We start from the raw sequence: 6154 nt of genomic DNA on the forward strand, positions 1-6154 counted from the left end.
CCACCACCCCCACCACGACGCCGCCCAGCGCGGGCCACCACATCCAGTGCAGGGGGAGCTTCTCGAACGCATCCTCCAGCCAGTACACCGCGCGCGTGCACACCACGGACGCCATGCCCATGGCGACACCCATCACCCCATAGAAGGCGAGCGCGCTTCCGGAAGGCGTCACGAGGTCCGGGATGACGAAGGCCGGCGCGCCGCCCATGAAGGCGATCCGCACGCCGGTGGCGGTGGCGGTGGCCAGCGCCACGGGGATGACGGAGCGGGGCTTGAACTCGAAGAGCAGCAGCTCCACGGCGAGCAGGACCGCGGACACCGGCGCGCCGAAGGTGGCGGCCATGCCCGCGGCGGCGCCGGCGGCGAGCAGCGCCTTGCGCTCGTCGGCCGTCACATGGAGGCCCTGGCCCAGCAGCGACCCCAGCGCGCCACCGGTGGCGATGATGGGGCCCTCCGCGCCGAACGGGCCGCCCGTGCCAATGGCGATCGCCGCCGACAGCGGCTTGAGCAGGGTCATCCGGGGCGGGATGCGGCTCTGGTTGTACAGCACCTGCTCCATGGCCTCGGGGATGCCGTGGCCCCGGATGGCCCGTGAGCCATGGCGCGCCATCAGGCCCACGACGATCGCGCCCAGCACGGGAACGACGATGACCCAGAGGCCCAGCGTGTTGTCCCCGGGCGACGCCGGCTGCACCGACAGCCGGCCGAAGAAGGCGAGGTTCGTGAAGAAGTGGATCAGCGCGCCCAGCCCCTGGGCCACGAGGGCCGCCACGACCGCGAGCACCACCGCCATGGCGCTGATGAACACCGCGCGCCGGTCCACCGACTCATGAAGGCGGGGCGCTCGCAGGTTCGCGAGCGCGGGGCCCATGGACGGGGCCACCGGGAGCTGTTCTCGCGCCTGGGGTCCTTCTCCTACCGCTTCCTCGATGCGTTCTACGTCAGGCTTCTTCATCCGTGTGCTCCCGTGACTTGCGTTTCCTGGAAGGGCGCGCGGCTTCGTCCTCGAAGAAGAGCGAGGGCACGTCGCCCTCCAGCCCCAGCTCCCGCACCCAGGCCTCCAGGCCTTGAACCAGGCCGGTGCGCACGCGTGGCTCCAACTCGCGCAAGCCGGAGATGAGGCGCGCCTGGGCCATGGGAGGCGCCTTCTTCACCAGGGCCCGGCCCGCGGGCTCCAGCGACACCTCCACCCGGCGGCCGTCCTCGGGGGACCGGTTGCGACTCACCAGTCCCTGCTCGATGAGCTTCGCCACGACGACGGACACGCTGCTCTGATGCGTCAGCGTGCGCTCCGCCAGGGCGTTGATGGAGCAGGGCCCGGCCTCCGCCAGCTCCTGGAGGATGAAGAGCTGGGCACCGCTGATGCCCACCAGCCGTTCGGAGGCGCGCGCGGAGACCCTCAACACGCGCACCAGCCGGCGCACGCTCTCCATGGCCGAGCGCACCTCGCCGGAGACCTCGGACGATGGCGCGGAGCGATTTGAATGGGAACCCATATATCTGCCCAAGCTACGGGCCTTGGTGCGCGGGCACAAGCGAAAGCGCGGGCAGGCCGGGCAGCCGGGGGACGGGGCTCCTGTCGGGACGCAGGCTCGGACCCTCGGTGGGGATGCGGAACCCTGGCGGTGTGGGGGGCCCGGCGTTACGGTCGCGCCCAGGGAGGGGCAGCGACATGCGAATCGTGGTCATCGGGGCATCGCAGGGAACAGGTGCGGCCGCGGTCCGGACCGCGTTGGAGCGAGGGCACGCCGTGACGGCCTTCGCGCGCAGCCCGGAGAAGCTGGTGCTGGAGCATCCGAAGCTGACGCGGATGAAGGGGGACTTCCACCAGCGCGCCTCCGTGGAGGAGGCCGTGCGCGGACAGGATGCGGTCATCCTCACCGCGTCCGCGACGCAGCTGAAGGCGTTCAAGGAGAACCCGAACTACTTCACCCAGGGCACCGGCCTCGTCATCGACGCGATGAAGGCGCACGGCGTGCGCAAGCTGTCCGTGCTGAGCGCGATGGGGGCGGGGGAGAGCCAGGCGCTCATGAACGTCGTGGTGCGGACCCTGGTGAGGTCGCTCATCCTGAAGCTGCCCTTCGAGGACCACGACCGGCAGGAGCAGCTCGTGCGCGGCAGCGGGCTCGACTGGGTCATCGCGAGGCCGGGCCGGCTCACCGACGGGCCCGCGCGCGGGCGGTACGTGACGAAGACCGCGCTGGAGAAGGTGCCCTTCGCCATCTCCCGGGCGGACGTGGCGGACTTCCTCGTGAAGGCCGTGGAGGTCGACACCTGGGTGAAGCACGCGGTCCAGCTGGGCGGCTGAAAAGGCCTGGCCCGCCGCGAGGCCCGGAGACGTGACTCCCGGACCTCGCGAACGGACACCGCGACTCAGCTCCCCGCGGTGACGGCCTGCTCGGCGGTCGGGTTCTCCTCGCTGCAGACCTGCTCGGCGTCGCGGGCCTCATCCGGCGTCACCGAGGCCGAGGGCTCGGAGGGCGTCACGGCGCCCACGCACAGTCCCGGGTCCCATGCCCCACACGTGCTCCAGCGGTTGCGCATGCCACACGGCGTGTCGCAATCCGCCGACCAGCAGATGTCATCACACTGGGGCGGCAGGGCAAAGGCAGTCATGGGCGCGAGGGAAAGGACAGCCGAGAACGTCAGCAGCGACTTCATCAGCGTGCGCATGCGTGCTCCTCTTGAGGGGAACTGCGCGGCCAGTGTGGACCCTTTTGACGTCAGGGAAAAGGTTGGGCAGTCATTGCCGAACTTTCCGGCGTGACGGTGCAACGCCTTGCGTCGGAGCGACCATGGGGTCGAGCAGTGAGGGCTGCGTGAGCAGCCAATCGATGAAGGTCCGCACGGCGGCGCGGGGCCGTCGGTGCGCCGGGGTCACCACGAAGTAGCTGTAGCGCGTGGGCACGGTGGGCCCGGGCAGTCGGACCAGCCGTCCGTCCGCGAAGTACGGCGCGACAATCCTCTCGCGGGCGAGCGCCGCGCCCAGGCCCTGCACCGCGGCCATCAGCGCGCCGGTGGAGTCGCTGAAGCTGTAGCGCTCGTCGAACCGGGTGGTCCGCACGCCCGCGGCCCGGAACCAGTCCGCCCAACCCTGCCGCGACAGGTCGGCCACCAGGGGCAGCTTCGCGACGTCCTCCGCGTCCCGCGCTTGCTCGATGCCGCCCAGCTTCGCGGAGGCCACGGGAAACAGCGAGTCGCCCATCAGGGGCTGCGCGCTCAGGCCCGTCCAGGGCCCCTGGCCATAGCGGATGCCCACGTCGGGGCCGCCCTCGTCGAAGCGCGTCAGCGACAGCGTCGTGTCGACGTGGAGGCGGACGCGCGGGTGCGCGGCGGCGAACCGGGGCAGGCGCGGCAGCAGCCACGCGTAGGCCAGCGACTGCAGGGTGGTGACGCGCACCACGTCGTCCTCGTCCCGCGCGCGGTGCAGGGTGCCCAGGACGCTGTCCATGTCCGCCATCGCGTTGCTGGCGGCATCCGCGAGCTGTCGTCCTTCGGCGGTCAGCGCCACGCCGCGCGCGTGCCGTTGGAACAGCACGATGCCCAGCCGCCCCTCCAGCTTGCGGACGTGGTGGCTGACCGCGCTGGCGGTCAGGTGCAGCTCCTCCGCCGCATGGGCGAAGTTCTGGTGGCGGGCGGCGGACTCGAAGGCCGCCAGGGCGGGAAGCAGATCCGTGCGCAGCAGGGTCATGAGGAGCCTCAAATCTGGCTTGTGGCTGACCCGGAAAGTATGCGCTTGTCGAATAAAGGGGCGGGCGTGAAAAGAGGTCCAGTCAGAAACCTGGTTCATTCCTCCGCTCAGGAGACCCGCCATGAGTGCTTCCGGTCTCACCCATCCCCACCCCGTATCACCCACCCTCAACCGGGCGTGGCTCACGCCGCTGGAGCTGGGAGGGCTGGCCGCCATCTGGGGCGCGTCCTTCATGTTCATGCGCATCGCGGCCCCGGCCTTTGGCCCGCTGCCGCTGGTGGAGCTGCGGCTCGCGCTGGGCGCCCTGGTGTTGATGCCGTTCCTGTGGCGCGCGCGGGCGTCCTTCGGGCCCGGCCTGTGGCCGAAGCTGGCGCTGGTGGGCGTGCTCAACTCGGCCATTCCCTTCGCGCTGTTCGCCTGGGCCGCGCGGCGTGCGCCCGCCGGCATCGGGGCCATCACCAACAGCATGGCGGTGCTGTTCACCGCGCTGGTGGCGTTCCTCTTCTACGGGGAGCGCATCGGCGTGAAGCGGGCGGTGGCGCTGCTCACCGGCTTCGTCGGGGTGGTGGTGCTGGCCAGCGGCAAGGCGGCGGGGGAGAGCATCGCCTGGGCGGCGGCGGCGGGGACCCTGGCCGCGTTCCTGTATGGCATTGGCGCGAACATGGTGCGGCGCCACCTCACCGGCCTGCCCGCCGCGGCCGTGGCCGCCGCCACGCTGTCCTGCTCCGCGCTGCTGATGCTGCCCTTCGCCATCGCCACGTGGCCAGCCGAGCCCATCGGGGCGCGGCCGTGGATGGCGGCGGCGTCCCTGGGCATGGTCTGCACCGGCTTCGCGTATGCCGTGTACTACCGCCTCATCCAGCGCATCGGCGCGGCGCGCGCCGTGTCCGTCACGTACCTGGTGCCGTTGTTCGCGGTGGCCTGGGCCTGGATGCTGCTGGACGAACCGCTGACGCCCTCCATGTTCATCGCGGGCACGCTCATCCTGGGCAGCGTGGCGCTGGGGCAGCCGCCCCCGGTCCGCAAGGCGCCGTGAGGCGTCAGGTCCGCTCGAACTTCCAGATGCGGTAGCCGTCGCGCACCGGGCGCAGGACGTGGCGGATGACGAAGGCGGGCACCCGTTGGCCCGCCAGCTCCGCCGAGCGCAGGGGGACGGAGGTGGAGGACGCGGGCGTGTAGCCGGCCTCCAGGAAGACGGCCTCCGGGGCATCCGTCATGTCCTGGAAGAACGCGCCCATTTCGGACAGCACCGCGTACAGGTCGCGGCTGTAGGCATTCAAGAAGGACGCCTTCATCAGGTCGCAATACACGGCGTGCTGGGGGAACACGTCACGGAGCACGGCGAGCATGTCCCGGCGCTGGGCGTGTGTCAGGTACATGAGCACGCCTTCGATGATGACGTGCGTGCGCCGCGAATCCCGGTACGGCGCCAGCCGGGCGGCGAGCGACTCCGTGGCGAAGTCGATGGCGATGCGCTCCAGGGGGTTCTTCGCCTCCGTCACCGGAAGGCTCGCGTCCTTCTGGGTGATGATGCTGGCGTCGTCGATCTCCAGCCACCGTCCGCCCCGCAGGCGGTAGGCCCGCGTGTCGAAGCCCGCGCCGAGCACCACCACCCGCGCCTGGGGATCGCGGTCGAGCTCCTCCTGCACCAGCGTGTCGATGATCTGATGCCGGGCGGCATTGCTGGCATTGGGCTGGGTGAAGGACTGGAAGCGCTCCCAGACCTGCCGGGCCTCGTCGTTCATGAACCGCGACGCGAAGGTGTCGCCGCACAGGGGACGGGGCTTGCGCGCATCCGCCACCCGGCAGCCCAGGGTGTAATACGCGGTCTTCGATACAGCGTTGGCCATGCACGCCCTCCTTGGAAGCCCGCCCGCAGCTTGCATGAGATGCGTCCTCTTCCGAAAGGAAGGTCCGCAATGAGGGTCGTGACGACGCTGTGCCTGGCCGTGTTGGGGACCGGGGCTTCAGTCCCCGACGAGCACGGAGAGGGGGGCGGAGAACTGGCGTACGACGCAGTCCTCCGCGCTCCCGTCCTCCCACGCGAGCATCGCGAACTCGGCGGGGGTGTCGAGCGCGATGATGGGGTGGTGCCACACGCCCCGGTGGTAGTTGACGCCCTGGCCGGGGCCGCAGACGAACGCGACCAGCCCGTCCAGGTCGGGTCCTCCTGACGGCGCGGTCGGCGCGACGCACACCAGGAACCGTGAGCAGCGCATCGGCAGGAACGCCTGGCTGGAGCGGGGGTGGTGCTCCAGCAGCTTCACCGAAAAGGGCAGGGGCTGCGGCACCGAGCGGAACACCGCGAGGTTGGGCTTCGCGCCCGCGCGATCGCTCTCCAGCTTCGCCGACCAGTCGAAGCGCACCGCGGTGCCCTGGTTCGCGGAGGCGCCGCTCTTGAGCCCGGCGGAGACGACGTCACCGAAGGGTGCGAAGGCCTCCGGCGTCAGGGGGCGCGCGACG

General features: G+C 70.9%; 8 protein-coding genes. 2 read left to right on the plus strand and 6 right to left on the minus strand.

Annotated elements, in window-relative coordinates; all coding sequences use genetic code 11:
• Both D7Y13_RS36890 and D7Y13_RS36895 read right to left on the minus strand, forming a co-directional pair.
• Positions 1 to 955: chloride channel protein (locus D7Y13_RS36890; RefSeq protein WP_147452588.1), on the minus strand; the 955-nt coding region annotated here is incomplete at its 3' end.
• The gene (locus D7Y13_RS36895; protein WP_120537928.1) at positions 942 to 1496 is read right to left on the minus strand and encodes a MarR family winged helix-turn-helix transcriptional regulator; all 555 of its coding nucleotides are present in this window, start codon (positions 1494 to 1496) and stop codon (positions 942 to 944) included. The genes D7Y13_RS36895 and D7Y13_RS36890, both read right to left, overlap by 14 nt.
• A gap of 176 nt (positions 1497 to 1672) precedes the next feature.
• Here D7Y13_RS36895 and D7Y13_RS36900 point away from each other — a divergent pair, with 176 nt between their 5' ends.
• Entirely contained in the window at positions 1673 to 2308 is a 636-nt protein-coding gene (locus D7Y13_RS36900) for an NAD(P)-dependent oxidoreductase (RefSeq protein WP_158620327.1), read from the plus strand.
• A 65-nt stretch (positions 2309 to 2373) separates the two neighbouring features.
• Here D7Y13_RS36900 and D7Y13_RS36905 read toward each other — a convergent pair whose 3' ends face one another.
• Positions 2374 to 2673, minus strand: coding sequence for a hypothetical protein (locus tag D7Y13_RS36905; RefSeq protein WP_120537929.1), 300 nt, complete (start codon positions 2671 to 2673; stop codon positions 2374 to 2376).
• A gap of 70 nt (positions 2674 to 2743) precedes the next feature.
• Positions 2744 to 3691 carry a LysR substrate-binding domain-containing protein gene (locus tag D7Y13_RS36910; protein ID WP_120583039.1) on the minus strand — a complete coding sequence of 316 codons (948 nt, stop codon included), beginning with the start codon at positions 3689 to 3691 and terminating at the stop codon, positions 2744 to 2746.
• Between the two features lie 121 nt (positions 3692 to 3812).
• Here D7Y13_RS36910 and D7Y13_RS36915 point away from each other — a divergent pair, with 121 nt between their 5' ends.
• Entirely contained in the window at positions 3813 to 4727 is a 915-nt protein-coding gene (locus D7Y13_RS36915) for a DMT family transporter (protein ID WP_120583038.1), read from the plus strand.
• Positions 4728 to 4731: 4 nt separating this feature from the next.
• Here D7Y13_RS36915 and D7Y13_RS36920 read toward each other — a convergent pair whose 3' ends face one another.
• Positions 4732 to 5541 (minus strand): class I SAM-dependent methyltransferase, encoded by an 810-nt coding sequence (locus D7Y13_RS36920; protein ID WP_158620326.1) that lies wholly within the window; start codon positions 5539 to 5541, stop codon positions 4732 to 4734.
• Between the two features lie 117 nt (positions 5542 to 5658).
• Positions 5659 to 6154 (minus strand): ureidoglycolate lyase (locus D7Y13_RS36925; RefSeq protein ID WP_120630957.1); only part of this gene is annotated, 496 nt, incomplete at its 5' end.

Origin of the sequence: Corallococcus praedator (assembly GCF_003612125.1) — a bacterium.
Classification (GTDB): domain Bacteria; phylum Myxococcota; class Myxococcia; order Myxococcales; family Myxococcaceae; genus Corallococcus; species Corallococcus praedator.

Bases quoted from the DNA above. Each gene is read 5' to 3' on its own strand.
- D7Y13_RS36895 (WP_120537928.1), bottom strand. From the start codon at position 1,496: ATGGGTTCCCATTCAAATCGCTCCGCGCCATCGTCCGAGGTCTCCGGC.
- D7Y13_RS36900 (WP_158620327.1), top strand. From the start codon at position 1,673: ATGCGAATCGTGGTCATCGGGGCATCGCAGGGAACAGGTGCGGCCGCG.
- D7Y13_RS36905 (WP_120537929.1), bottom strand. From the start codon at position 2,673: ATGCGCACGCTGATGAAGTCGCTGCTGACGTTCTCGGCTGTCCTTTCC.
- D7Y13_RS36910 (WP_120583039.1), bottom strand. From the start codon at position 3,691: ATGACCCTGCTGCGCACGGATCTGCTTCCCGCCCTGGCGGCCTTCGAG.
- D7Y13_RS36915 (WP_120583038.1), top strand. From the start codon at position 3,813: ATGAGTGCTTCCGGTCTCACCCATCCCCACCCCGTATCACCCACCCTC.
- D7Y13_RS36920 (WP_158620326.1), bottom strand. From the start codon at position 5,541: ATGGCCAACGCTGTATCGAAGACCGCGTATTACACCCTGGGCTGCCGG.